This window comes from Bradyrhizobium sp. CCBAU 11361 (assembly GCF_028128935.1).
In the GTDB taxonomy this organism is placed as follows: domain Bacteria; phylum Pseudomonadota; class Alphaproteobacteria; order Rhizobiales; family Xanthobacteraceae; genus Bradyrhizobium; species Bradyrhizobium niftali.
The window spans coordinates 169,550-192,643 of the sequence record NZ_LBJZ01000195.1; the positions used below are offsets into that span (position 1 = coordinate 169,550).

A 23,094-nucleotide genomic window follows, 5' to 3' on the forward strand; every position below is an offset into this window, starting at 1 on the left:
AAACGCGAGCAAACACAATCAGACAGGCTTCCGCGCCGCGCGCGTCGTGACCACCGCCCGCTCGCCGGCATCGACGAGCTGACCGATGCCGGTCCGGCCTGTCAGCGCGCAGCGGATGATGTTCTCGGCGACCGACTTGCGGAACGCATGATCCTCACCCACGGCGCGATTGCGGCAAATCCGATCCAGCGCCAGCTTCATGTTGATCCGTGTGCGGGTGTCGAAATGCTCGCTGATCATTCGCCCGGCCTCGATAGGTGATGTTGGGGCGGAAACGTCCGACGATCGGCCGGGTTCCCGAACGGGATCGAGCAATGCGCCGGCCGCCTATGTGCGGCCTCTCGGGCGCTGCGCCTGGGCCCAGGCCACAGTGACTTCGCGCGGCGGGATGTCGATGCGCCTGATCGGCGTCAACTCGCCCGAGGCGGAGACGATCGCGGTCTCCTCGCGGCGACAGCGCGGGCACACGAAGCGGACCTCGCTCGGGGACGCCGACCAGCTCGAGCGTTTGACGTTGGCCGCCATCGGCCATGCGTCGCACTGCGAGCACGACACCAGAAACCGGCCGGGATCGAGCATACCCATTCCCATTGGACTCCGCGTCCTGCCTGCTCCTACCAATGATTATGTCATGTGAATCGTTCCGGTGCCCCGACACCGTCAGCCCCTCGACGCCCGAAGGACCGGCGATCCCTGGCAGCTCAGTGCGCGCCCTTGAGCGTACAGGACGTGGTGCAGGTCACCGTGTTGCCATGGTCGCACGCCTTGCAGGCGGCCACGCACTGGCTCATGTCGCGGGGATTGTAAGAGCTGTAGTTCCGCACCGGGCAGGCTGCGGTCGAGCCGGTGATGTCCTGCTCCTGGTTGCAGGCCGCCGTCATGAGCGCGAGGATGAGCACCGCAAGAAGACGCATGGGATTGCCCTGTAAGACACCGGCAAAGCAACATCACCGGAACGCGCTGCATTGCAGCGAGCCCCGGCATTCCCATCGCGAATCGCGACGCTCACGCCCTCAGAGGATGCGTCTCAAATGTTAAGATCGGATTGCAGCCGCCTTCAGGCCGCACGCTGGTCGCGACCGCGGCCCGCGTCTCGCGCGCCAGCTGGTAATAGTGCTCGGCGAGCTTGAGATAGAATTCGCGCTTGCTGCTGTCGGTGGCGAGCTTGGCGATCAGCTCGCATTCGGCCGTGAGCGTCTCGAACCGTTCCAGCCTGTCCTCAAGTTCGGTCATCGGCGTGTCCCCATCAAACGCCTCAAGGACGGCCAACCTAAGCCCGGGAAATAGGTCAGGGCGAACATCGTTATCGAGTAGAATCAATTTTTCCCGCGCGGGGCCTACTTCTGCTCCAGCCGCCAGGCGCCGTCCCACCCCTCGCCCGGCGGATCGGCCTCGAACTGCGCGATCCGGGACAGCAGCGTGCGCGAGGGGCCGTCGCCGGGGACGGCTTCGAGCGCCGCGTTGAAGGCGGCGCGGGCCTCGTCGAAGCGGCGGGCGCGATAGGCGGCGAGACCTTCGGCAAAGTGCGCGCGCAAGCCGTCCTGCGCAGCGGTGAGCGCGCCGGCCCTCGCCATCACCTCGAAGATCGCCTGCGGCGCGCTCTGGCCGGCGACCGCCAGACGATCGATCTCGCGCAATTCGAGACGCTCACCGATCGCATCCGCCGTCGCCTGCGCGATCAGGATGCGGGTGCCATAGACCTTGTTGACGGCCTCGAGCCGCGAGGCGAGGTTCACGGCATCGCCCATCACGGTGAAGCTCATCATCAGCTCGGAGCCGATGCTGCCAGTGAGGACCTCGCCGGTGGCGATGCCGATGCGCAGGTCGCACGGCACGGGCATGGCGCGGATGCCGAGCAGATCGGGCAATTGCCTCTGGAGCGCGGGCACCTGGTCGGCCATGTCGATGGCGGCACAGCCGGCCAGGAGCGCCGGCTCGTCCTCCTCGATGAAGGGCGGGCCCCAATAGGCCATGATGGCATCGCCGATATACTTGTCGATGACGCCGCGATTGCTCCTGATCGGGACCGACATCACCGTGAAATAGTGGTTCATCACCTTGACGAGGCCGCGCGGGGTCATGCCCTCGCTCATCGAGGTGAAGCCGCTCATGTCGCAGAACATGATGGTCATCACCCGGCGCTGGCCGTCGATGGCGACCTCGGGCCGTTCGATCAGGCCCTGCACCACCTTCGGATCGATGTAGCGGCCAAAGGTCTCGCGGATGCGCTCGTTGTGCCTGAGCTGCTCGATCATGCGGTTGAAGGCGGCCGCGAGCTCGCCGATCTCGTCCTGGGTCGAGACGGCGATGGTCTTGTCGAACCGCCCCGCCTCGACCTCGCGGGTGCCGGCCAGCAAAAGGCGCACCGGCCGCGTGATGCCGCTGGACACCAGCAGCGCGAAGGCAAATCCGACAATCGCAGCGAGCAAGGTCACGATGCCCGAAACGACGATCGCCTGCCGCTGGTGACCGATCACCTGCGACGTCGCGGCGAAGACCTGTGTCAGCATGTCGGCGCGGATCGCATCGAACTTCTGGTTGAACTGGTCGCGGATGGCATCGATGTGTTCCAGCGTGCCGCGGGCTTCTGCCATCTGCTTGGCGTCGACCTGCTTGAGGAGCTTTGCGTGGTCCTCGTTCAGCTCGCGGCGCAGCTCGGTGACGGCAGTCTCGATGCGGATCTCGATCCGCGCCAACGCGGCATTGTCGGACGGCGTCCTCGGGTCGTCGATGATCGCGTTGATGAGCTTGCGTGCGCCCTCGGCCTCTTCCTCGATCTTGCGGTCCGCTTCCTCGAACTCGCGCAGGCGCGCCGCATAGGCCTCCTCGTCCGAGGACGCCTGCATCTTCATCATGACCATGCGCCGCAGCGCCACCGACCGCTCCAGCGAGCGAATATTGGCGCGCGCCAGATCGCCATAGGCCGGGATATAGCGGTTGGTCAGCTCGTCCAGGAGAACGCCGACCTGGCTCGACATCACCATCGACAGGATCGAGGTGACGAGCATCAGGACGATCAATCCGAGGGCGATGCCGACGATCTTGCGCCGGATCGACTGGTTGAAAATCGGCATAGGTTCGGGGCAAAGGCTGAAGGGACAGGTCGGGGAACTCAATACACCGGATTTCAGCCCGGGAACACGCGCAATCTGGCCCTCGCGACGTCCTGGACCCTGCGCAATCGTCGCGCGGGCCCTATTCGTTAACAAAGATTAAAGACCCGGCTCTATCCCTCGTTGCAAGAGTTCCCGCGCTCCATCCGTATTTTGCCGCAATGTTGCGACAGCGTGACAAATGCGAAACGATGCCGTGGCATCGTTTTCGATGCTTTGATTCTCGAGCCGCATGTCGTCGCGGACTTTGGTTTGTACTGGTTTCGCAGGGGGGACCACGGAATGAACCAGTGCCTACGCTCGCTCGCGTGTGTCGTTGCCGTGGCCGCCTTGGCTCTCCTTCCGACGGAGCTGGCGGCGAAGAGCCATCACAAATCGTCCGCGTCGAAGAAGACGCATGAGGCGAAAGCCGACAAGCAGCGCCATGCCGCGGCGAAATCGCGCCACGGCAAGCACGCCGAGGCGAAGCGCAAGTCGAAGAAGCAGGACGACGAGCCGTTAGACAAGCCCGCGCCCCCGCCGCTGACCGGCGACCTCGCCGCACTCAAGGACGCGATCGATCTCGCGCGCAAGGGCAAGACCGATGATGCGGGCGCGGCGCGCGACCGCATCGCTGACCCCGCCGGGCAGAAGCTCGCCGACTGGTTCATGCTGCGCCATTCCGAGAGCACCGCAAATTTCAAACGCTACGCCGCCTTCCTCGCCGCCAATCCGGACTGGCCGAGCAGCGCGCTGCTGCGCCGGCGCGCCGAGGCGCGGCTGTGGCAGGAGAAGACCGACGCGGCCACCGTGCACAAATTCACAATGGACCGCCCGACCAGCGCCAAGGGCAAGTTCGCGCTCGCCCGCGTGCTGCTCGCCGAAGGCGACGCCGACAGGGCTGCCCGTCTCGTCCGCGAGGCCTGGCGCACGGACGAATTGTCGGAGCGCAGCGAGGAAGATTCTTACGAGGCGTTCCGCGATCTCCTCACCGCCGACGACCATCGCGCCCGCATGGACAAGCGGCTCGGCGCCAAGGACTATGCCGGCGCAAGGCGCGCCGCAAAACGGCTCGGCGAGGATGCGCTCGCGATCGTCAAGGCCTGCGCCGCCGTCACCGGCAAGGCCAACAAGGCCAAGGATTATCTCGATGACGTGTCGACCGAGGCGCGCCGCGATCTCGGCTACGTGCTGTGCCGCGCGCAATGGCATCTCCAGAAGGACCGCATCGACGACGCGGCCGAGGTGATCCTGGCCGCCGCGCCCGACACCATGGCGGCGCAGGACACCGACGCCTGGTGGCGCGAGCGTCGTCTGCTGGCGCGAAAACTGCTCGACCAGGGCAAGTCCAGGACCGCTTACGACGTGGTGCGCGCGGCGGCCGTGCCGGCGATGGAGGTCTATCGCGTCGACTACCACTTCATGTGCGGCTGGATCGCGCTGCGCTATCTCGACGATCCCAGGACGGCGATGATGCACTTCGCCGCGATCGACGAAGGCTCGGCCAATCCGCTCGCGCTGTCGCGCGCCCATTACTGGCGCGGCCGCGCCGCGGAAGCGATGGGGGCGACGGCCGATGCGCGCCAGAGCTATCAAGTGGCGGCGCGCTACCCGACCGCCTATTACGGTCAGCTCGCCCGCGCCAAGCTCGGCCTCGACCGCATCGAGCTGCGCCCGCCCTCGCCCGTGCTGGCCGCAGCCGACACGCAGGCCCCGGACGAGCGCGTGCGCGCGGCCGACATGCTCTATGGCGTCGGCGAGCGCGACACGGTGTTCTACTACGCCGAGGATTTTGCCAAGGAGAGCACCGACGTTGCCGCGCTCGAAGGCCTCGGCGAGCTGGCTGGGCGGCGCAACGATGCGCGCGTCATGCTGGAGGTGGGCAAGTCGGCGCTGGCGCGCGGGTTCGCGCTCGACCATTACGCCTTTCCGACCATCGGCATCCCCGAGCACAAGCAGGTCGCGCCCGCGATCGAGACCAGCGTGATCTATTCGGTGGCGCGCACGGAAAGCTCGTTCGACCAGCGCGACAAGTCGCCCGCCAATGCGGTCGGCCTGATGCAGGTGACGCCGGAAGCCGGGCGCGACACCGCAAAGCGCTTCGGCCTGACCTATGACTGGGACAGGATGGTCTCCGATCCCGTCTACAACACGCAGATGGGGGCAGCCGAGCTCAGCGCGCTGTGGTCGGAATATCGCGGCAACCAGATCATGACCTTCGCCGGCTACAATGCCGGCCGCGGCCGCGTGCGCGAATGGGTGCAGGCGCGCGGCGACCCCAGGGATCCCAAGGTCGATCCGGTCGACTGGGTCGAACGCATCCCGCTGTCGGAGACGCGCAATTACGTCCAGCGGGTGATGGAGAACGTGCTGGTCTACCGTGCGCGGTTCGAGAGCAGCGGCATGGTCGCTGCGAAATCCGAGCAGCGCGTCACGACGCAGGAAGTGAGCGCGGCACCAACGGCATCGGCCGCAGCCCCCTCGCCCTAGCCTGGCGACCGCCGGGGCTGGAACGCGGCGCGGGGCTGGACGTGGTGACTGCGGCCGACGATTCTGCGCGGCCTGCGTGGTTCAGCTAGCCGTCACCTCCTTCCGTGGTCAGAAGGTCGTGGGCGCGCAGATATGCCTCGGTCAGCGAGCGCGAGAGCGCGCCCATCTGCATCATCCAGCTCCAGCTCGAGATCGCCCCCAGCACCGCGATCGCCTCGAGCGAGCTGCGGTAGGGCCACAGCAGTTCCATGGCCGCCCGCTGATCCCGACGGTAGCAATCTTGGTCGCAATAGCGCTCTTGCTTGGACACCTGCCGGACGTAACTCGAACCCAGCGGCCGGGCGCACGCGCTGCAGACGGCGCCGTGGCAGGGACGTTCCTGATTGACGAGCATGAATCTCAAAGCCGTGTCCTCTCCTGCCGGCCAGCGCGCACCCGCCGATGCGCCTCGCCCACCTGTCTGCTCAAGATGCCGCGCGCGCACGCCCCCCGATCAACGATGCTGCCTCGTGATGAAGCGCGTAGCATTCGCAACCGCAGTAGGGCAGCAGCGTCCTGACGTCGCGCAAGTAGCTGCCGCTGATCTCCTCGCAGCACCATAGACAGAACGTCTTGCGAAAAGGGGTTCGGCCGTTGACCAGTATGAACCTCACGTGGCACCTCCGAGCGCGAAGCAGTAGACCGTGTCGACCAGAGAGGCGGACGGCGGCGGGGCGCAAAGATGGTTGCGGCCGTCGGGATTATCCCTGTTTCGCTCCACCTTCTGGGACGGGATGAGGATGTACTTCCCGTCTTCCCGGCGCCGTGCGTAGATCCTGCCGTCGACGTACCGTACCTCTGTTGGATAGCAATCCGCGCTGTTGCAGCAACTCAGCACCGGATTGTCGGGCATGTGCCAGCTCGAATAGAACTTCTCGTGCAGCAGCTGATCCTGCGGCGGATGATGACGATGCGCATCCTGTCCAAGCTCCTCGGCCTTCACTCCGGTCAGCGACGGAAGCGACAGCGCAATCGTCAAGAGGAGCTTGCAACCACGGTTCAGCACGCAGCCTCCCGTTCAGAGTTTCGGACTCACGCCGCCTGAAATCGAAACAGCCATCGACGGTCGCGCTCGCGGCGCGCCCTGAAGCGATCGAGACACCTTCTGGAGCACAGCGGCGTTCGCCAGGAATAATATCGGATCAGGCCAAACTTGCCGTTACAGACAGCACAGCCTTTTACAACAGGACCGCGCTCGGGGTGTTCAGGGCTATCGCACATCATGCTCTACTCCTGTCTGTCATGATCGTGGCTACGCTCGTGCGTCGGTGCACGGCCATCCACGCTCGTTATTGAAAAAGCGGTCTCTCAATCACGACCCGCCAATCATGCGGCAATTCGGAGTAACGGACGCAGAGCTTGCCTCTATGAGCAGCACATCGCGCAAATCGCTGGCTTGTGCCTTGCACATCGCGTCCCCTCGATTGGTCGTGAGACTAGTCCGCACGCAACGGACCGCTCAATTGTACGGAGGTAAATGTGCTCTATGATTAGGGATGCGCGAGCTATACGTAGGTTTGTCCCGTAGTTTTCCGGCCTTTCGCCGCGTCTTCAACGAGACAGCGCAAGGCCGGCAGGCTGCACGGCGACCGCGAGTATCGTTGGGCTGATGCCACTTTAGTAGGGAAGGAATTGCTCCCCTTGTTGCAAAGTGCTCTACTTGCCATGGCCCCAGCGAGCCGGGATGCCTGCGATGATGCCTGGCCAGATCGCGAAATTTGGGAATTCGGCCGCACAATTCCTGCTCGGCGGCCTTGCGGCGCTTCGATCGTTCGGCAACGTCGAGAAGGACGAGCCCGCGGTCGCGGATGATTCGCGGCAAGACGCCATCGATCTACGCGACGCCGTGAGGCAATGGCGTGAGGTGTTCGAGCACAATCCGGTCATGTATTTCATGGTCGATCCGGCCGGAACAGTGCTCAACGTCAATACGTTCGGTGCCGCACAACTGGGCTATACGCCGGCTGAGCTGATTGGCCAGTCCGTGCTCAACGTCTTCTTCGAGGAGGACCACGACTACGTCCGTCGATGCGTCGCGCGGTCCCTGGAAACCCTGCACCAGTCGCATACCTGGGAGATTCGCAAGTTCCGGAAGGACGGCTCGGTCCTTTGGGTCCGTGAAAACGCCAAGGCGATGCTGCGCGGCGACGGAACGCCGATCGTGCTGGTTGCCTGCGAAAATATCACCCAGCGCAAGGAAGCGGAGGATGCGCTGCGGCAGAGCGAAGCCTACCTCGCCCAGGCGCAGGAACTGAGCCGCACCGGCAGCTTCGGCCTGAACGTCGCGACAGGCGCGATCGTCTGGTCAAGGGAAACCTTTCGCATCTTCCAGTGCGACCTGGCGGTGAAGCCGACCCTGGATTTTGCCTTCCAGCGCATCCATCCGGAGGATCGCGATGCGGTCAGAAGGACCCTCGATCGGGCCTCCCGACTCGCAGAGGATTTCGACCATGAGTATCGCCTGCTGATGCCGGATGGATCAGTCAAATACCTCCATTCCGTGGCGCGCGCGGTGAAACATGGATCAGGGCGCATCGAGTTTGTCGGGGCCGTCACCGATGTCACGGTTGCAAAGGAGTCCGAGCAAAGGCTGCGGCGCAGCGAGGCCTATTTGGCCGAGGCGCAACGGCTCAGCCATACAAGCAGCTGGGCCTGGGATGTGCGCCGTCAGGAGTTTGCATACCGATCGGCTGAACTCTACCGCCTGTTCGGATTTGAGCCGAACCATATCGATGTACCGGCACGGGCTTTCCAGGAACGTATCCTCCCCGAGGATTTCCAACGGATCATCGAGGTGGAACGTCAGGCCCTCCAGCGAAGGGACCCCTTTGAAATCGACTTTCGCATTGCGCGCCCAGACGGCTCGATACGACGAGTCCATACCGAAGGACATCCCGTCGTCGGTAGCGATGGCGAAGTGATGGAAATCATCGGTACCCATGTGGACGTCACCGACCAGGTCGCCGCAAAAGAAGCGCTTCAAAGGGCATTTGACGAGCTCAAGGCATCCGAGCAGCGATTCCGCGACTATGCGGAAACCGCATCGGACTGGTTTTGGGAGACCGGACCGGATCACCGTATCACGAAGATATCGGAGCACGCCGACCCGGCCAGTGCTGCGCCGATGGCCTTGATCGGCCTGACGCGCTGGGACATTCCGCCCGATGCCGAGCTCGAGCCCGGGAAGTGGGAGCAGCATCGCGCGACGCTCGACGCCCACCTCCCGTTCCGCGATCTGGTTTACCGCGGCAGGGATCGCAACGGCTCTCCAATTTACGTGCGCACCAGCGGCAAGCCCCTGCATGACGCGGACGGTCATTTTCTCGGCTATCGAGGCGTCAGTAGCGATGTAACGGCGGCGATCCGCGCCGAGCATGCTGAAGAAGCGCTGCGCAAAGCACAAGCCGAGCTCGCCCATGTCACGCGCGTCACGACGCTTGGCGAACTCACCGCCTCGATTGCCCACGAAATCACCCAGCCTCTTGCCGCCGTGATCTCCAATGCGGACGCCTGCATGGCTTGGCTCGATCGCGAACCCGCCGACTTGAAGGCCGCGCGCCGTTCCGCAGAATGGATTGTCGAGGACGCAAATCGGGCCAGCGAGGTGATCCGCCGGATCAGGGCGCTCGCGAAGAAGACCGAGATCGAAGTGGTTCCACTCGACATCAACCAGGTCGTCAGGGAGGCTGTGGCGCTCGTTCGGCGCGAGCTCGCGACCCATAGGGTGTCGGTGCGAATGGAGTTGGCGTCCAACCTGCCGAAGATTTGCGGCGACCGGATCCAGCTCCAGCAGGTGCTGATCAACCTGGTGATGAACGGCATCGAAGCCATGCAAGCCAATGTCGACCGCCCGCGCGAAATGGCGATCCGATCGAGCCGGACGGACGACGACGACGGCGACCGCCTGCTTCTCACCGTGACGGACCGCGGTGTCGGCCTCGGCAAGGAGGTCAAGGAACGCATCTTCACCCCCTTCTTCACGACGAAATCGAACGGTCTGGGGATGGGACTCTCGATCTGCCGATCGATCATCGAGGCTCACGCGGGCCGGCTTTCGGCCTTTCAGAATGAGGGGAGCGGTGCAACATTTCAGATCGCCCTGCCCTTGCAGCACAAGGACACGTCGTGACCGACCATGCCAAGCAGGGCCAGGCGAGCGCAGGTGAGCCGATCGTCCTGATCGTCGATGATGATCCGTCGATGCGCCGCGCACTGACCAATCTCTTTCAATCGGTCGGCCTTAAGGTCGAGGCCTTCAGTTCAGCGGCGGAGATCTTGGAAGCCAAACCGCCTGCGGTCCCCAGCTGCCTTGTGCTCGACATCCGCCTGCCAGGATCGAGCGGCCTCGACCTCCAGGCCGACCTCGCCAAGGCCAACATTCACACGCCCATTATCTTCATCACCGGTCATGGCGATATTCCCATGACCGTGAGAGCCATGAAGAGCGGTGCCGTCGATTTTCTGACCAAGCCGGTGCGCGACCAGGACATGCTGGATGCGGTACAGGCGGCGATCGAACGGGATCGCAAGCGGCGCGATGCCGAGAAGTCGATCTCAGGCGTGCGATCCCGTTTCGAGGGGCTGACAGCGCGCGAGCGCGACGTCCTCGCCCTGGTTGCATCCGGCCTGATGAACAAACAGGTCGCCGCCGAACTTGGACTGGCCGAGATCACCGTGAAGATCTATCGCGGGCAGATCATGCGGAAGATGGAGGCGAAGTCATTGGCCGATCTCGTCAGAATGACCGACGCGCTCGGAATCCCGCGCAATAGGGGTCACCTGCAAACCTAAGTATGCTTTCCAATCTCGCTCCGGGGGCCCACTTTCCCTAAACGGCTGAACCGCGGCCGGCGGCTCCCCGTTCAGGAGCGATCATATTGTCAGTGCCTTCGATCATTTCCGTCATTGATGATGATCCCTCCGTTCGCCTCGCGACGAACAACCTCCTGACGTCGCGCGGATACACGGTCTACACCTTTGGTTCCGCTCACGAATTTCTCCAATCCGCCGAACTGGACACGACCTCCTGCGTGATCGCGGACGTGCAGATGTTGGCCATGAGCGGTGTCGAGCTGTTGACGCATATGCGCAGCCTCGGGCGCATCACGCCCTTCATCTTCATGACGGCTTTTCCCGACGACGCCGTGCGCGACCGCGCGCTGAAGGCCGGCGCGAGCTGCTTTCTCGCTAAGCCGTTTTCCACGCCAGCTCTGCTTCAATGTCTGGAGGCGGCCCTGTTGGAGTCCAAGATGTAACCCGGCCGCGTCTGCCCCTGATAGCTCCTCAGGCTGCGGCGGCTCATCGTCGTGGCGACATAGATAGGGACGAGGCGCTCAATCCACCTTGATGTTGGCCGCCTTGATGATCGGCCACCACTTCGCGATCTCCGCCTTCTGGCGGGTGCCGAGCGCTTCGGGGGTGAGCTGATCCTGCGGCGTCATCTCCAGGCCCTGGCTTTCGAGCTGCTTCTTCACGGCTGGATCGTTCAGGGCCTCCACGGCCGCCGCGTTGAGCTTGGCCACGATCTCCTTCGGCGTGCCCTTCGGCACCCACATGCCCGACCACAGCGTCATGTGGAAGCCTTTCAGGCCCGCCTCCTCCGCGGTCGGGATGTCGGGCGCCGAGGGCAGGCGCTTGTCGTCGGTGACGGCGTAGGCACGGATGGTGCCGGCGCGGACCTGGTTGATGGAGTTGGAGGTCTGGTCGACGATGACGTCGATCTGGCCGGCGATGAGATCGTTCAGCGCAGGCGCGGTGCCGCGATACGGCACGTATTGCAGCTTGATGCCGGAGACGCTTTCGAAATAGACGCCGGCGATGTGGCTGCCGGAGCCTGCACCGGCCGTCCCGGCCGTGGGGGACGACGGGCGCGACTTCAGCCAGTCCAGCAGCTCCTTCAGCGAGGTCGCGGGCACCGCGTTCTTGCTGACCACGATCATCGGATTGCTCGGCAGCAGCACCACCGGCTCGAGATCGGCAACGAGGTCGTATTTGAGCTTGTAGACGGCGCCGTTGGCCACATGAGTGCCGAGATGGCCGAACGAGATGGTGTAGCCGTCCGGCGGTGATTGCACGGCGCGGCCGACGCCGATCGAGCCGCCGGCGCCGGTGACGTTCTCGACCACCAGGGGCTGGCCGAGCGTCGTCCGCATCCGTTCGGCGAGCACGCGCGCCATCGCATCCGACGGGCCGCCGGCCGCGAAGGGAACGATGATGGTGATGGGATGCGAGGGATAGTCGTCGGCGCGCGCAGCGCCGGCGAGAGCGAGAATACCGATCAGCCCGGCCCAGACGGCCTTCTTCATTGTTCTCTCCCCAGCAATGTCATTCTTATTTTTGCCTTTTCCCGCGTAGGGGAAGAGGGATCATTCGTGAAGAGACGAAATGACGCGCTAGAACTGCGAGAAATCGATCGGCTTGTGCCGATCCAGCGTGCGGGTCACCGGCGGCAGCGGGTACTTCAGGCCAGTCGCGCAGTTGAACAGCATCACGCGGTCGGTCTTGCTGACGCGGCCGTCGGCAAGACTCTCTTTGTAGGCGGCGTAGGTCGCGGCGCCCTCGGGGCACAGCAAAAGCCCCTCCTCGCGCGCGACCTCGCTGAGCGCCGCCGAGATCTTGTCGTCGTCGACCGCGATGGCAAAGCCCTTGCTCTCGCGCACCGCGCGCAAAATCAGGAAATCGCCGATCGCCTGCGGCACGCGGATGCCCGACGCGATGGTGTGGGCGTCCTCCCAGCGCGTCGCGTGCTCGGTGCCGGCATCGAAGGCCCGCACCATCGGCGCACAGCCGGAGGCCTGCACCGCGACCATGCGCGGGCGTTTTGCGCCGATGAAGCCGATCCTCTCGAGCTCGTCGAAGGCCTTCCACATGCCGATCAGGCCGGTGCCGCCGCCGGTCGGATAGAAGATCACGTCGGGCACGTCCCAGCCGAGCTGCTCGGCGAGCTCGAGGCCCATCGTCTTCTTGCCTTCGATGCGGTACGGCTCCTTGAGCGTGGACGTGTCGAACCAGCCGACCTTGGCCTTGCCCTCGCCGACGATCTTGCCGCAATCGTCGATATAGCCGTTGACGCGGTAGACGGTCGCGCCCTGCAGCTCGATCTCGCTGACATTCACCTCGGGCGTGTCGGCCGGGCAGAAGATCGTGGTCTTGATGCCGCAGGACGTTGCATAGGCCGCAAGCGCCGCACCGGCATTGCCGTTGGTCGGCATCGCCATGTGCTTGATGCCGAGCGCCTTGCCCATCGACACCGCCATCACCAGACCGCGTGCCTTGAACGAGCCGGTCGGCAGCCGCCCCTCGTCCTTCACGATGATCTCGCCGCCACCCAGCTTCTTCCCGAGCTTCGGCAGCCGGATCAGCGGCGTCGTCACTTCGCCGAGCGAGACGATGTCCTTGCATTTGCGCACCGGCAGCAGCTCGCGGTAGCGCCACATGTCGGCGGGGCGCTGGCCGAGTGCGTCCTTGGTCAGCGCCCTCTTCACGCCCGCGAGGTCGTAGCGCACCAGCAGCGGCTTGCCGGCTTTCGAGAGGTTGTGGACCTGGTCGGCCGCGTAATGATCACCTTCCATCGCGCATTCGAGATGGGTGACGAAGGTCGGGCGTTCGATGGTGAGATTGTCGTTGTCGTGCATGGGATGATTTCCTTCTTGTTTTGCAAACGGCTCTCTCTGCTCGTCATTGCGAGCGCAGCGAAGCAATCCAGAGTCTTTCCGCAGAGGCAGTCTGGATTGCTTCGCTTCGCTCGCAATGACGGCGGCGGCTAGATATTCAACACCCGTCCATACGCATCCAGCACGGCTTCCTTCATCATCTCCGACAGCGTCGGATGCGGGAATACCGTGTGCATCAGCTCTTCTTCCGTCGTCTCCAGATTCATGGCGACGACGTAGCCCTGGATCAACTCGGTGACCTCCGCGCCGACCATGTGGGCGCCGAGCAGCTGGCCGGTCTTCTTGTCGAAGATCACCTTAACCAGGCCCTGGTCCTCGCCGAGCGCGATCGCCTTGCCGTTGCCGACGAAGGGGAAGCGGCCGACGCGGATCTCGCGGCCGTTCTCCTTGGCCTTGGCTTCCGTCAAACCGACGGAGGCGACCTGCGGCTGGCAGTAGGTGCAGCCCGGGATCATGTTCTTGTCCATGGGATGCGGATGCAGGCCCTTGATCGCCTCGACGCAGATCACGCCCTCATGCTCGGCCTTGTGCGCGAGCATGGGGGGACCTGCGACGTCGCCGATGGCGTAGATGCCGGGCACGTTGGTCTTGCCGTAACCGTCGATGACGATGCAGCCGCGATCGGTTTTGACGCCGAGCTTTTCGAGGCCGAGATTCTCGATGTTGCCGACCACGCCGACCGCCGAGATCACCCGCTCGAACTCGGTCGTCACCGGCTTACCCTTGCCGTCGTCGATGGTGGCGACGACGCTGTCGGCCTTCTTCTCCAGCTTGGTCACCTTGGTCGAGGACATGATCTTGATGCCCTGCTTCTCCAGGCGCTTGCGGGCAAGGCCCGCGATCTCCGCGTCCTCGACGGGCAGGATCTGCGGCAGCACCTCGACCACGGTGACGTCGGAGCCCATGGTGTGGAAGAACGAGGCGAACTCGATGCCGATCGCGCCGGAGCCGACGACCAGCAGCGACTTCGGCATCCGCTCCGGCACCATCGCCTCGAAATAGGTCCAGATCAGCTTCTTGTCGGGCTCGAGCCCCGGCAGCACGCGCGGCCGCGCGCCGGTCGCAACGATGATGTGCTTGGCCTGGTAAGTCCCCTCGCCCAGCGCACCCTTCGGCGCCTCGACGTCGGATTTCTTCACGGTGACCTTGCCGGGCGCGTCGATCGAGGCGGCGCCCCAGATCACGCTCACCTTGTTCTTCTTCATCAGGAAGCCGACGCCGTCGTTCAGCCGCTTCGAGACGCCACGCGAGCGCTGCACCACGGCCTTCGGGTCGAACGAGACCTTCTCGGCCGACAGGCCGTAATCCTTGGCGTGCTGCATGTAATGGTAGATCTCGGCCGAGCGCAGCAATGCCTTGGTCGGGATGCAGCCCCAGTTCAGGCAGATGCCGCCGAGGTAGGACTTTTCGACGATTGCGACCTTGAAGCCGAGCTGGGCGGCGCGGATCGCGGTGACATAGCCGCCGGGACCGGAGCCGATGATGATGATGTCGAAGGATGTATCGGCCATGGCGGCTCCCGTTCAACTCAAGCGGTCGTTGCGCCGCGGGCGCGGCGATTGAGGATGTAAGTTCTGATCAGCCATTCCAAGAGAATGACCACCGCCATGACGGCAAAGATGGTGAGCGCGATCGGCGCCCAGATGTTGCGCGACAGCGCTTCGCCGGCGAAGAAGGCGGCTTCAACGATGTCGCGGCCGGGCGGACTGAGCGTGAGGATCAGCGAAACCAGCATCGAGATCCAGGGCCAGCGCGTCCTCATGCGCCATCTCAGACCATCATCATGACGGGATTTTCGATCAACTGCTTGAACGCGCCGATCAGCTCGGCGCCGAGCGCGCCGTCGATGGCGCGGTGATCGCAGGACAAGGTCACGCTCATCATGTTCGCGATCTCGATCTTGCCATTCCGCACCACGGGCCGTTCTTCGCTGGTGCCGACCGCGAGGATGGTCGCATGCGGCGGGTTGATCACGGCGGTGAAATGGCTGATGCCGAACATGCCGAGGTTGGAGACGGCGGTGGTGCCGCCCTGGTATTCCTCAGGCTTGAGCTTGCGCGAGCGGGCGCGCGCGGCAAAGTCCTTCATCTCGTTGGAGATGGTGGAGAGCGTCTTGGTCTCCGCTTTCCGGATGATCGGGGTGATCAGGCCGCCGGGCATCGCCACGGCGACGCCGACGTCGGAATGGTGATGCTTGACCATGCCGCTTTCGGTCCAGCTCACATTGCAGTTCGGGATCTTCTGGAGCGCGACCGCCATCGCCTTGATGACGAAGTCGTTGACCGAGATCTTGTAGAGCGGCTTCTTCTCCTTGTCCTTGGGAGCTGCCGCGTTGATCTCTTCGCGTGCGGCCATCAGCTTGCCGATGTCGCAGTCGATGGTGAGGAAGAAATGCGGGACGTTCTGGATCGACGCGGTCAAACGTTGGGCAATCGTGCGGCGCATGCCGTCGTGCGGGACGATGTCGTAGGAGCCGGGCTCGAACAGCGACAGGATCTGCTTGTCCGACATGGTCGGCGCGATCGCGGGCGCGCCTGACGGCGCTGCGGCGGGCGCCTTCAGGCCCTTGCCGGACTTGGCCTGCTCAACGTCGCGCGCGACCACGCGGCCATGCGGACCGGTGCCGTTGATGGCGGCGATCTGGATGCCGGCGTCCTTGGCGAGGCGCCGCGCGAGCGGCGAGGAGAACACGCGGCCGCCCTGCCCGTTGGCCTGTGCCGCGGGAGCTGAAGCCGGCGCGGTGGCAGGAGCCGGCGCTGCCTTCGGTGCAGCCGGCGCGGGTGCCGGCGCTGCAGCGGGAGCTTCAGCAGCCTTCGGAGGCGCAGCCGACGCACTGGGCTTGGCGGCGCCGGCGGCCTTCACGTCTTCGCCCTCACCAGCGAGTACGGCGATCACGTCGTTGACCGGGACGTCCTGCGTGCCCTCAGGCACCAGGATTTTGGCGATCGTGCCTTCATCGATCGCCTCGACCTCCATGGTGGCCTTGTCGGTCTCGATCTCGGCGATGACGTCGCCGGATTTGACCTTGTCGCCTTCCTTCTTCAGCCACTTGGCGAGGTTGCCCTTCTCCATCGTCGGCGAGAGAGCGGGCATCAGGATGTTGATGGGCATGCTGACCTCAAGAAGAACTTTGCAAAACGTCGTCTCCGACAGCGAAGACGAACAGACCAGGTTTAGTTGCCGATGTCGCCTTGCCAGAGGCGCTCATTGGCCGGGATAGATCGCCAATTCTTCATCATGGTGATGGAGCGGTCGTCGGCAAGGTCGATCCAGGGGATGCCGAACTTGTCGAGAATGTCCTTGGATCCCGGGAAGGTGACGGATTCTCCGATCACCACCAGCTTCACCTTGAACAGAGCGAGCGCGCCGGCACACATCGAGCATGGCGACAGCGTGGTGTACATGACGGTGTCGTGGAATGTGATCGCGCCGGCCTCGCGCAGGCAGCTCATCTCGCCGTGCAGGATCACGTTGTTCTCCTGCACGCGGTTGTTGTGACCGCGGGCGATGATCTGGTTGTCGCGCGTCAGCACGGCGCCGATCGGCAGACCACCCTGCGCGATCGAGGCCTCCGCCTCGCGGATTGCCTCCAGCATGAAATCGAAGTGATAGGATTCGATCGCCACTGTCAGTGCCCCTTCCCGCGCGGCGTCGTGGTGCCGGTGTCCGTGGGACGCTCGATCTCGGCCTGGAACATCTCGAGGATCCGGCTCAACGCGTCCTCCTCGGTATATTCGCTCTCGCGCGCATAGGCGCGCGCCGCATGGCGGGCAAGGTCGACGAGCAAGAGGCCCCACATGTCAGGTTCCTCGAAGGCACGCTGGAACGCCATCGACAGCCCGCCGTCCAGCACGAACACGCGCAGGATCTCGACCGCGTCCTCGCGGGTCATGACGTCGGGTGGCAGTGGCTGCTCCTTCGGGCCCGCCATGGTCTACCTGTAGCAGACGGCTTTGGCGGCCTCGACGACTTCAGCCGCCGAAGGCAGCGCGAGCTTCTCCAGATTAGCGGCATACGGCATCGGCACGTCCTTGCCGGAGACGCGCGCAACAGGCGCATCCAGATAGTCGAACGCGTTCTCCATGATCCGCGCGGCGATCTCGGCGCCGACGCCGCTCTGGGCCCAGCCCTCTTCCACCGTGACGGCGCGCCCCGTTTTCTTGACCGAGTTGACGATGGTCTCGGTGTCCATCGGCCGCAGCGTGCGCAGGTCGATCACCTCGGCCTCGATGCCGTCCTTGGCGAGCTCGTCGGCCGCCTTCAGCGCGTAGGTCATGCCGTTCGACCAGGAGATGATGGTGACATGGCTGCCGGAGCGCACGATGCGCGCCTTGCCGATCGGGATCACGAAGTCGTCGAGCTTGGGCACTTCGCCGGTGTGACCGTAGAGCACCTCGTTCTCGAGGAAGATCACCGGATTGGGATCGCGGATCGCGGCCTTGAGCAGGCCCTTGTAATCCGCGGCCGAAAACGGCGCGACGACCTTGAGACCCGGGACGTTCGAATACCAGGACGAATAGTCCTGGCTGTGCTGGGCGGCAACGCGCGCGGCGGCGCCATTGGGCCCGCGGAACACGATCGAGCAGCCCATCTGGCCGCCGGACATGTACAGCGTCTTGGCCGCGGAGTTGATGATCTGGTCGATCGCCTGCATGGCGAAGTTGAAGGTCATGAACTCGACGACCGGCTTCAACCCGGTCATCGCGGCGCCGACGCCGATGCCGGCAAAGCCGTGCTCGGTGATCGGCGTGTCGATCACGCGCTTGGCGCCGAATTCCTGGAGCAGGCCCTGGGTGACCTTGTAGGCGCCCTGATACTCGGCAACCTCTTCGCCCATCACGAAGACGTCGGCGTCGCGGCGCATCTCTTCGGCCATGGCATCGCGCAAGGCTTCGCGAATGGTCTGCGTCACCATCTCGGTGCCCGCGGGCACTTCGGGATCGGGCTCGGCGACAGCTTGCGGCGCGGGCGCAGCCTTGGGCGCCGAGATCATCGGCTTGCCTTCGCCGACCGGCGAGCGGGACTCGGCGACTTCCTGCGCGACGCTCGGCGCGGCAGGTGCCGGCGCCTTGGCGAGATCAGCGGCGCTCTCGCCGTCGGCGAGGATCGTCGCGATCGGCGTGTTGACGGCGACGTCGGCGGTGCCTTCGGGGATCAGGATCTTGCCGAGCGTACCCTCGTCGGTCGCCTCGACCTCCATGGTCGCCTTGTCGGTCTCGATCTCGGCGATGACATCGCCGGACTTGATCGTCTCACCCTCTTTTTTCAGCCATTTGGCGAGGTTGCCCTTCTCCATCGTGGGCGACAACGCGGGCATCAGCACTTGAATTGGCATATCGACTCCAAAAGAAAGCTTGCGCGCGTTCAGCGGTAAATGTCGGTCCAGAGCTCGGCGGCATCCGGCTCGGGATCATGCTGGGCGAAATCGGCGGACGCGTTGACGATGTCGCGCACCTCGGCGTCGATCGCCTTGAGGTCGGCCTCGCTCACCTTAGCGGCCAGCAGGCGGTTGCGCACCTGCTCGATCGGGTCCTGGTCGTGGCGGACCTTTTCGACCTCCTCGCGCGTGCGGTATTTTGCAGGATCGGACATCGAGTGGCCGCGATAGCGGTAGGTCTGCATTTCAAGAATGAAGGGGCCCTTGCCGGCGCGGCACCACGCGGCCGCCTCGTCGCCGGCGGCCTTCACGGCGCGGACGTCCATGCCGTCGACCTGTTGGCCGGGGATGTTGAACGACGCGCCGCGCTTGGAGAAGTCCTGCTGCGCCGAAGCGCGCGAGACCGCGGTGCCCATGGCGTAGCGGTTGTTCTCGATGACGTAGATCACCGGCAGCTTCCAGAGCTCCGCCATGTTGAAGCTCTCATAGACCTGGCCCTGGTTGGCGGCACCGTCGCCGAAATAGGTGACGCTGACATTGCCGTTGCCGCGATAGTTGTTGGCGAAGGCGAGACCCGTGCCGAGCGAGACCTGGGCGCCGACGATGCCGTGGCCGCCGTAAAAGTGCTTCTCCTTGCTGAACATGTGCATGGAGCCGCCCTTGCCCTTGGAATAGCCGCCGCGCCGGCCGGTGAGCTCGGCCATGACGCCGTTGGCCTCCATGCCGGTGGCAAGCATGTGACCGTGATCGCGATAGCCGGTGATGACCTGATCGCCCTCTTTCAGGGCCATCTGCATGCCGACCACCACGGCCTCCTGGCCGATATAGAGGTGGCAGAAGCCGCCGATCGCGCCCATGCCGTAGAGCTGGCCAGCCTTTTCCTCGAATCGCCGGATCAGGAGCATGTCGCGGAGCGCCTTCAGCTCCTGCTCCCTGGTGAATTCCGGGGGCGAACCGCCGTTGGTCTTGTCCTGTGGAGCGCTTGCGGCGGCTTTCTTGGGTGCGGCCATGGGAATTCCGGGTCAGAGAAAACTTTCGTCCTCTCTAACCCAAGTCAAACACCCTTGGAAAGCACCGCGGCGGCATGGCACGACTTTCATTATGCCGCACTGCAACGTGGCCGAAACTTTGCAAAACCTTTGGGCTTGATCGGGCAACTTTAGCTCACGCATCAGCGAAGGGGGTGCAAGCAGCCGCGGCTCAGAAATTCGGGCACGCTTCTCCGCGCGTCCGAGACCCCGCGCATGCCCGATTCTCAGTGCCGCCTTACCAGCCCAGCTCTCGCAAGTACGCTGCGCGGGCGGCAACGCCGGTATGCGTGAAGTCGGTGAAGACCCCGTCTACGCCGAGGCGGAAGAATTTGAGATATTCCAGGACCGGATCGCCGCGATAGTCAGCAGCCAGATATTTCTTCTCGTTCCTGAACGTGAAGACATGCACGAACAGGCCGAGCTTGTGCGCGTCAGCGACAAGGCTGGTTGCATCCTGCGTCGAAGCTTCCGGCGTCGATCCCTTGTAGGGCGTGCCGTCGGCATTGCTGTCCTTCCACGGCGCAATCTTGAGCGGAACGATATAGGGCTTCCACGGACCGATGCCGTCGGCATAGGTCTTGATCTCGGCAAGGCCCTCGGCCGTCAGCATCGCATCGTACAAGCGCGGGTCGCCCGCAATCGTCCAGTCGAACGGACGCGAATTTGTGATGTTGTCGAGGAGGACCTTGCCGGTCTTGAAGTCAATCCCGTTGCCATCAATGAGCTGCACCTGCCGCGTTTCCAGACCGTGGCTGCGCATGTATTTCAGGCTGCCGGGCTCGAAGCTCTGAACCAGGATCGGGGCATCCTTCGTGTTGAGGCCGTTGTCCTTGATGATCTTGATCAGGGCATCTTCGAGCGGGTGGCTGCCGGCGGCACCGCAGCCATTGGCAATCGCCTGGGCATTGTTCCAGGTCGGGTTCTTGGTTTCGGGATAGACGAGGACGGGACGCCCCGTCTCCTTGCTCCTGGCCTTGGCGATGTCGATGACGTCCTGGAAACTGATGACCGGGAATTTGCCGTTGAAGACCTTCGGCCGTTCGTTGGCTGCGTCATAGGTGGTGCCGCCGATCCAGCTGTTCAGCTCGGCCATGGTGAAATCGCTGATCGACCAGTCGTTGGTATGGTCCTCGCCGTCGACGATCAATGACTTCAGCACCGATTTGGGGTCGGCCGGGTCGGTGAGATCCGTAAGGTAGTCAGCAGGCCCGCTGGTTGGAGTTGGAGCCTTGACGCGCACACCGGGCACCGTGCGCTTGCGCGCCGCCACGGACGCATTGGTCTTCGCCACCTCCGCAATGTTGGTGTTGTCAGCCAGCCAAGGGTTGTGACGCACCACCAAGACGCAGTCCTTGGTCAGATGCAGGTCCTCTTCGAGCGCATCGGTTCCGAGCGCCGCGGCGATATCATACGACGCCTCGGTCTCTTCAGGCACCAGTCCCGGCACGCCGCGATGTCCGAGGATCAGCGGTGGCTTTCCGTCAACGGTCAGGAATTTCTTGGCGCCTGATGGCGCCGGGCCGGTCCGTGCGCTGGCCAACGATAGCGGGAGGAATGTCAAGGCTGCCGCGCCGAGCAGCATCGCTCCAAGATGTGCCTTCCGCTGCAAATGACTGTTCTTCATGGCCGAGCCTCCGTCCGTACCTGGCATCGCTCCGGATGCCACAAGCGCCGAACCGAATGAGGTCGGCGCGCTCGTCTTGTCTCAATTATCTGACAGACGGATGACGGTGGGGAAGAACGGCTCGGAACGGGCGGCGCAGGATTGCGCCGCCCGCTCCTGTCCGATCAGAAGAAGCCGAGCTTCTTCGGGCTGTAGCTGACCAGGAGATTCTTGGTCTGCTGGTAGTGATCGAGCATCATCTTGTGGGTCTCGCGACCGACGCCCGACTGCTTGTAGCCTCCGAACGCCGCATGCGCGGGATAGGCATGGTAGCAATTGGTCCAGACCCGGCCGGCCTGGATCGCCCGGCCGAAGCGGTAGCAGCGGTTGGCATCGCGGCTCCAGACACCGGCGCCGAGACCGTAGAGCGTGTCGTTGGCGATCGCGAGCGCTTCGTCATCGGTCTTGAAGGTCGTGACCGAGACGACGGGGCCAAAGATCTCCTCCTGGAAGATTCGCATCTTGTTGTGGCCCTCGAACACCGTCGGCTGGACGTAGAAGCCGCCGGAAAGATCGCCGCCGAGTTCCGCACGTCCGCCGCCGGCCAGCACCTTGGCACCCTCCTGCTTGCCGATGTCGATGTAGGAGAGGATCTTGGCGAGCTGCTCGCTGGATGCCTGTGCGCCGATCATAGTGTCGGCCGCTCGCGGGTCGCCCTGCTTGATCGCGGCGACGCGCTTCAGCGCCCGCTCCATGAAGCGATCGTAGATGTCGGCGTGAACCAGCGCGCGGCTCGGACAGGTGCAGACCTCGCCCTGGTTCAGCGCGAACATGACGAAGCCTTCGATCGCCTTGTCGAAGAAGTCGTCGTCTTCGGCGGTGACGTCCTTGAAGAAGATGTTCGGCGACTTGCCGCCGAGCTCCAGCGTGACAGGAATGAGGTTCTGGCTGGCATATTGCATGATCAGCCGGCCCGTCGAAGTCTCGCCGGTGAAGGCGATCTTGGCGATGCGCGGGCTCGAGGCCAGCGGCTTGCCGGCTTCAAGGCCAAAGCCGTTGACGATGTTGAGGACGCCAGGCGGCAGAATATCAGCGACGATCTCGGCCCAGACCATGATCGAGGCCGGGGTCTGCTCGGCGGGCTTGAGCACGACGCAATTGCCGGCGGCGAGCGCGGGCGCGAGCTTCCAGCAGGCCATCAGCAGCGGGAAGTTCCAGGGGATGATCTGGCCGACGACGCCGAGCGGCTCGTGGAAATGATAGGCGATGGTGTCGTGGTCGATCTCCCCGATCGAGCCCTCCTGGGCGCGGACGACGCCGGCGAAATAGCGGAAGTGATCGATGGCGAGCGGGATGTCGGCCGCGCGGGTCTCGCGGATCGGCTTGCCGTTGTCCCAGGTCTCGGCGATCGCGAGGCGCTCGAGATTCTCTTCCATGCGATCGGCGATCTTGTTCAGGATCGCGGCACGCTCGGCGACGCTGGTGCGGCCCCAGGCGGCCTTGGCGGCATGCGCCGCGTCGAGGGCGGCTTCGACATCCTGCGCGTCGGAGCGCGCGATCTTGCAGACAATCTGTCCGTTCACCGGCGAGGCATTGTCGAAATACTTGCCGGAGATCGGCGCGACGAACTTGCCGCCGATGAAGTTGTCATAGCGTTCGGCGAAGGGAACTGTGGTGACGCTGAGGAATTCCACCTTGTTCATTGATCACTCCCGATGTTTGCTGTTTGTGCAATTCGTCGCGTGGTCGCGACTTGCGCCGACGATGTATCGGGGGGCGTGTGCTGTCA

Annotated in this window: 22 protein-coding genes; 4 read left to right on the plus strand and 18 right to left on the minus strand. The window is 64.1% G+C overall.

What is annotated here, in order from left to right:
- Window positions 1-18: 18 nt before the first annotated feature.
- From XI08_RS36330 to XI08_RS36350, 5 genes are all read right to left on the minus strand, one after another.
- A complete protein-coding gene (locus XI08_RS36330; protein ID WP_271578094.1) occupies window positions 19-315 on the minus strand; it encodes a hypothetical protein in 297 nt (98 codons plus the stop codon).
- A gap of 12 nt (window positions 316-327) precedes the next feature.
- Window positions 328-591 (minus strand): hypothetical protein, encoded by a 264-nt coding sequence (locus XI08_RS36335; RefSeq protein WP_271578095.1) that lies wholly within the window; start codon window positions 589-591, stop codon window positions 328-330.
- Between the two features lie 110 nt (window positions 592-701).
- Window positions 702-914 carry a hypothetical protein gene (locus XI08_RS36340; RefSeq protein WP_271578096.1) on the minus strand — a complete coding sequence of 71 codons (213 nt, stop codon included), beginning with the start codon at window positions 912-914 and terminating at the stop codon, window positions 702-704.
- A 91-nt stretch (window positions 915-1,005) separates the two neighbouring features.
- Complete coding sequence (locus XI08_RS36345; RefSeq protein WP_271578097.1) at window positions 1,006-1,233, minus strand: hypothetical protein; 228 nt, start codon at window positions 1,231-1,233, stop codon at window positions 1,006-1,008.
- 104 nt (window positions 1,234-1,337) lie between these two features.
- Entirely contained in the window at window positions 1,338-3,074 is a 1,737-nt protein-coding gene (locus tag XI08_RS36350; RefSeq protein WP_271578098.1) for an adenylate/guanylate cyclase domain-containing protein, read from the minus strand.
- A gap of 321 nt (window positions 3,075-3,395) precedes the next feature.
- On the opposite strand from XI08_RS36350, the gene XI08_RS36355 reads away from it, so the two are divergent.
- On the plus strand, window positions 3,396-5,582 hold the full coding sequence (locus XI08_RS36355) for a lytic transglycosylase domain-containing protein (RefSeq protein WP_271578099.1): 2,187 nt from the start codon (window positions 3,396-3,398) through the stop codon (window positions 5,580-5,582).
- Between the two features lie 85 nt (window positions 5,583-5,667).
- On the opposite strand, the gene XI08_RS36360 is transcribed toward XI08_RS36355, so the two are convergent.
- Both XI08_RS36360 and XI08_RS36365 read right to left on the minus strand, forming a co-directional pair.
- Window positions 5,668-5,832, minus strand: coding sequence for a hypothetical protein (locus tag XI08_RS36360; RefSeq protein ID WP_271578100.1), 165 nt, complete (start codon window positions 5,830-5,832; stop codon window positions 5,668-5,670).
- Between the two features lie 399 nt (window positions 5,833-6,231).
- The gene (locus tag XI08_RS36365; RefSeq protein ID WP_271578101.1) at window positions 6,232-6,627 is read right to left on the minus strand and encodes a hypothetical protein; all 396 of its coding nucleotides are present in this window, start codon (window positions 6,625-6,627) and stop codon (window positions 6,232-6,234) included.
- 687 nt (window positions 6,628-7,314) lie between these two features.
- On the opposite strand from XI08_RS36365, the gene XI08_RS36370 reads away from it, so the two are divergent.
- The 3 genes from XI08_RS36370 (at window position 7,315) to XI08_RS36380 (ending at window position 10,876) form a co-directional block, all read left to right on the plus strand.
- Complete coding sequence (locus tag XI08_RS36370) at window positions 7,315-9,750, plus strand: PAS domain S-box protein (RefSeq protein WP_271578102.1); 2,436 nt, start codon at window positions 7,315-7,317, stop codon at window positions 9,748-9,750.
- Window positions 9,747-10,412: a response regulator transcription factor gene (locus XI08_RS36375; protein WP_271578103.1), complete on the plus strand. Its 666-nt coding sequence runs from the start codon at window positions 9,747-9,749 to the stop codon at window positions 10,410-10,412. The genes XI08_RS36370 and XI08_RS36375 overlap by 4 nt, the downstream gene beginning before the upstream one ends.
- Before the next feature lie 86 nt (window positions 10,413-10,498).
- Window positions 10,499-10,876, plus strand: coding sequence for a response regulator transcription factor (locus tag XI08_RS36380; protein ID WP_271578104.1), 378 nt, complete (start codon window positions 10,499-10,501; stop codon window positions 10,874-10,876).
- A 78-nt stretch (window positions 10,877-10,954) separates the two neighbouring features.
- Here XI08_RS36380 and XI08_RS36385 read toward each other — a convergent pair whose 3' ends face one another.
- The 11 genes from XI08_RS36385 to adh all read right to left on the minus strand — a co-directional run bounded on the left by XI08_RS36385 (window position 10,955) and on the right by adh (window position 23,008).
- A complete protein-coding gene (locus XI08_RS36385; protein WP_271578105.1) occupies window positions 10,955-11,926 on the minus strand; it encodes a tripartite tricarboxylate transporter substrate binding protein BugD in 972 nt (323 codons plus the stop codon).
- A gap of 87 nt (window positions 11,927-12,013) precedes the next feature.
- Entirely contained in the window at window positions 12,014-13,255 is a 1,242-nt protein-coding gene (locus XI08_RS36390; protein ID WP_271578106.1) for a threonine synthase, read from the minus strand.
- A 128-nt stretch (window positions 13,256-13,383) separates the two neighbouring features.
- Window positions 13,384-14,805 (minus strand): dihydrolipoyl dehydrogenase, encoded by a 1,422-nt coding sequence (gene lpdA / locus XI08_RS36395; protein ID WP_027548270.1) that lies wholly within the window; start codon window positions 14,803-14,805, stop codon window positions 13,384-13,386.
- A gap of 17 nt (window positions 14,806-14,822) precedes the next feature.
- A complete protein-coding gene (locus XI08_RS36400) occupies window positions 14,823-15,056 on the minus strand; it encodes a hypothetical protein (protein WP_271578107.1) in 234 nt (77 codons plus the stop codon).
- A gap of 8 nt (window positions 15,057-15,064) precedes the next feature.
- Window positions 15,065-16,405: a pyruvate dehydrogenase complex dihydrolipoamide acetyltransferase gene (locus tag XI08_RS36405; protein ID WP_271578108.1), complete on the minus strand. Its 1,341-nt coding sequence runs from the start codon at window positions 16,403-16,405 to the stop codon at window positions 15,065-15,067.
- Between the two features lie 62 nt (window positions 16,406-16,467).
- Window positions 16,468-16,920 (minus strand): nucleoside deaminase, encoded by a 453-nt coding sequence (locus tag XI08_RS36410; protein WP_027548267.1) that lies wholly within the window; start codon window positions 16,918-16,920, stop codon window positions 16,468-16,470.
- A 2-nt stretch (window positions 16,921-16,922) separates the two neighbouring features.
- Window positions 16,923-17,225 (minus strand): DUF5076 domain-containing protein, encoded by a 303-nt coding sequence (locus tag XI08_RS36415; protein WP_008142223.1) that lies wholly within the window; start codon window positions 17,223-17,225, stop codon window positions 16,923-16,925.
- A 3-nt stretch (window positions 17,226-17,228) separates the two neighbouring features.
- Window positions 17,229-18,629, minus strand: coding sequence for a pyruvate dehydrogenase complex E1 component subunit beta (locus XI08_RS36420; RefSeq protein WP_271578109.1), 1,401 nt, complete (start codon window positions 18,627-18,629; stop codon window positions 17,229-17,231).
- A gap of 29 nt (window positions 18,630-18,658) precedes the next feature.
- Window positions 18,659-19,681 (minus strand): pyruvate dehydrogenase (acetyl-transferring) E1 component subunit alpha, encoded by a 1,023-nt coding sequence (pdhA, locus tag XI08_RS36425; RefSeq protein WP_027548265.1) that lies wholly within the window; start codon window positions 19,679-19,681, stop codon window positions 18,659-18,661.
- 256 nt (window positions 19,682-19,937) lie between these two features.
- On the minus strand, window positions 19,938-21,326 hold the full coding sequence (locus XI08_RS36430) for a glycerophosphodiester phosphodiesterase family protein (RefSeq protein ID WP_271578110.1): 1,389 nt from the start codon (window positions 21,324-21,326) through the stop codon (window positions 19,938-19,940).
- A 164-nt stretch (window positions 21,327-21,490) separates the two neighbouring features.
- The gene (adh, locus tag XI08_RS36435; protein WP_271578111.1) at window positions 21,491-23,008 is read right to left on the minus strand and encodes an aldehyde dehydrogenase; all 1,518 of its coding nucleotides are present in this window, start codon (window positions 23,006-23,008) and stop codon (window positions 21,491-21,493) included.
- Window positions 23,009-23,094: the final 86 nt, after the last annotated feature.